This is a genomic window from Dissulfurispira sp., from assembly GCF_036745535.1.
Classification (GTDB): domain Bacteria; phylum Nitrospirota; class Thermodesulfovibrionia; order Thermodesulfovibrionales; family Dissulfurispiraceae; genus Dissulfurispira.
In genome coordinates, this window is record NZ_DAIOFX010000128.1 from 1 (window position 1) to 3,023 (window position 3,023).

2 protein-coding genes are annotated in these 3,023 nt (G+C 37.9%); both read left to right on the top strand.

From position 1 onward, the window contains the following. Positions 1-83: 83 nt before the first annotated feature. The gene (locus V7L97_RS11890; RefSeq protein ID WP_333656256.1) at positions 84-764 is read left to right on the top strand and encodes a glycosyltransferase; all 681 of its coding nucleotides are present in this window, start codon (positions 84-86) and stop codon (positions 762-764) included. Beyond that, positions 727-2,652: a 6-pyruvoyl-tetrahydropterin synthase-related protein gene (locus V7L97_RS11895; protein WP_333656257.1), complete on the top strand. Its 1,926-nt coding sequence runs from the start codon at positions 727-729 to the stop codon at positions 2,650-2,652. The genes V7L97_RS11890 and V7L97_RS11895 overlap by 38 nt, the downstream gene beginning before the upstream one ends. Positions 2,653-3,023 lie beyond the last annotated feature (371 nt).

A 3,023-nucleotide genomic window follows, 5' to 3' on the forward strand; every position in this document is an offset into this window, starting at 1 on the left:
TTGATAAATTATAACAGAAATTTCCCCAAAAAGATGGGGGTTTGGGAAGGAGGGGATAGCCAAAATGTTATATTATAAAGACTATGGAACATATAGAATTTTCTCTTATTTTGCCCGCCTATAATCAGAAGCGCATCCTTGAAGGAAGTATTGCAGAAATAATAAAGACCTTTGGAAATATATGCGAGTTGATAATTGTGGACGATGGAAGTGTTGACAATACTCACGAAGCAATTAAATATATTCAAAATGTACGACTTATCAGAAACACGCATAATATGGGGAAGGGATACAGTGTGAAAACAGGAATGTTGTCTGCCAGAGGCGAATATAGAATTTTCACGGATGCAGATCTTCCCTATGGAACAAAAGGCATAAAGGATGTCCTAAAAAAATTAAAGAACGGCTATGATGTCGCCATAGGACATAGAGAAAATCCATATCCTGACAGCATCTTTAGATTGATGGGGCATAGGATATTTAACGCATTTGCAGAAAGAAACGTTAGGATGCCGTTTAAAGATACCCAGTGTGGTCTGAAAGGATTTAAAAGTTCTGCTGCCGAGGCTATTTTCAGCAGATTGTCGACCAATGGCTTTGCCTTTGATATCGAGGCGCTTTATCTTGCCATGATGCTCCGCTATAATATCTGCGTGGTGGATGCAAAACAGATCTCAAGAGGTCTCTCAACAATAACAATAAACGATGTTTTTAGAATGTTTGCCGATGTCAGAAAGATTAAGAAAATATATATCAAACAATAAGCTCGCAGTTCTTACATTTGCTATCGTCTACCTCTATATCTTTTACATGCTCAAGCCCTCTCTGCTGCTAATGGACACAACAATTTCCGGCGGAGACACAGGTTCCCATAACTATATAGTCTACTATTTAAAAGAGATATTCCCCTCTATTCATTCATGGTCGCATGATTGGTATGCAGGGTTCCCATTCTTGTATTTTTATCCTCCCTTTCTTTATATCCTTACCGTAGTTTTAAGTTATGTAATTCCTATCAATGTTGCATTCAAACTAATAACCATACTCGGCACATTGCTTTTGCCTATAAGTGCTTACTTCTGCTTAAGATTTTTGCGATTTAAAGATCCTGTCCCTCATATCGGCGCTGTATTTAGCCTGTCATTCATCTTCCTTGAGGCTTACAATATTTACGGCGGCAATCTGCCAAGCACCCTTGCAGGGGAATTTTCTTATTCCTTCAGCTTTTCTCTCTTCTGGATATTCATTGCAACTATGAAAATGGGAATCGAAGAAAACAAATATCTATTTATAAACATAGTTGTCCTGTCATTAATGGCATTATCGCATCCGATACCAGTAATATCATCTATTCTGTTGCTGCCGTTTTTTCTATTTACTCCTGATTTCAATCTCAGATTTTTATATATGGTAAAGGTGTATGCCATTGCCTTTGCAATAACATCGTTCTGGTCATTGCCATTCCTGTGGCATCTGGATTACACATCAATCATGAAGTGGTGGAGATTTATTAAGCTTTTTGACATATTTCCGGTTTCGATAATTCCGCTGCAAATCCTCGCATTGGCCGGAATTGTCTATTCTTTTTTAAATAAAGACAAAAATATCAACATCCTGCTGTTTGTTGCAGTTGTGAATCTTATTGCATATTTTCTGATTGACAACTCAAAGATATGGAATACCAGATTCCTTCCATTTTTTACTATGAGCTCTATACTTATAGCAGCTTATTTTTCAGGCAGTGTTCTGAGCAAAATACCATCAAAAGCACAGCTTTATTTGATATTGCCAATTCTTGCCCTCACTCTAATAGTCTGGATAGACAGAAAGTTAACATATATTCCGCACTGGATTAAGTGGAACTATGAGGGTTTCGAGAGAAAGGCATCATGGAAAGAAATAAAACCCCTTTTTGATTATTTAAAAACACTGCCTTATGGCCGTGTAATGTGGGAGTATAGACCAGAATATGACAGATTTGGAACTCCACGCATTCTCGAAAATATTCCATTATTTTCAAAGCAGCCGACAATGGAGGGTCTTTTAATAGAATCGTCGCTGAGCAGTCCTTTCCATTTCATCAATCAGGCAGAAACCACAAAGACTTCTACTCATGCTGTACAGGGTTTCTCATATCCGGAATTTAATTTCAAAAAAGGGATAGAACATCTAAAGCTGTTCGGTGTCCGGTATTTTATAGCCTACACAAAAGAGGTAAAGGATGAGGCAGGAAAACTTTTACCGAAACTAAATGATATAGGACCGTTTTCAGTTTATGAACTCCAGCATCCTCAAATAATTGTGCCGTTAACCGATTTTGAGGTGCGGATAAAAACCAAAAAGTGGCTTCTCGAATCTACAGATTGGTATAAAATAGGAGATTTATCAAAACCGATAATCTTTACAAAAAGAGCCACAGACATGATTTTTTTCAAAAAAATCGGATTAAAACAAAATATTACGGTTGAAATATCAAAATTTGAAAGGAATTTTATCGAATTCCACACCAATGCCATTGGGATTCCACATATGATAAAGGTGTCTTATTTCCCTCGCTGGAGAGTTAAAGGGGCAGACGGCCCGTTCCTTATCTCGCCTGCATTCATGGTGGTAATACCAAATTCAAACCATGTTGAGTTAACCTTCCGCTAAAGTAGTCTGACATCTTCTACTTTCTATATCACCTATCTGTACCTGTGAAGTTGACCTGACAGTCGCCATCACCACCATTGATAACTACATCTGCATTCATAGCCTGATTATAAGTTAATGTAGCCAAAACACCGCCGGGGCACGTACCAGGGTTTTGTGCATATCTATTGATGGCTTCACCAGTATTTAAACGTAAAGATCCAGTTGTAATCTCGTTACCATCTCCTACATTATTTCTGCAAATCCCGTCCAGCCTGAAGTCATAAATTGCCCCGGTATTATTCCAAACCCTATACGCCTGGCATCCTACATATACTCACTGCTGTCCAAAATAATCTGAAATCACAAAATCAATCCTTGTAAAATAAGGC

Excerpts from the sequence above, each read along its gene's own strand:
- V7L97_RS11890 (WP_333656256.1), top strand. The coding sequence starts at position 84 with ATGGAACATATAGAATTTTCTCTTATTTTGCCCGCCTATAATCAGAAG.
- V7L97_RS11895 (WP_333656257.1), top strand. The coding sequence starts at position 727 with ATGTCAGAAAGATTAAGAAAATATATATCAAACAATAAGCTCGCAGTT.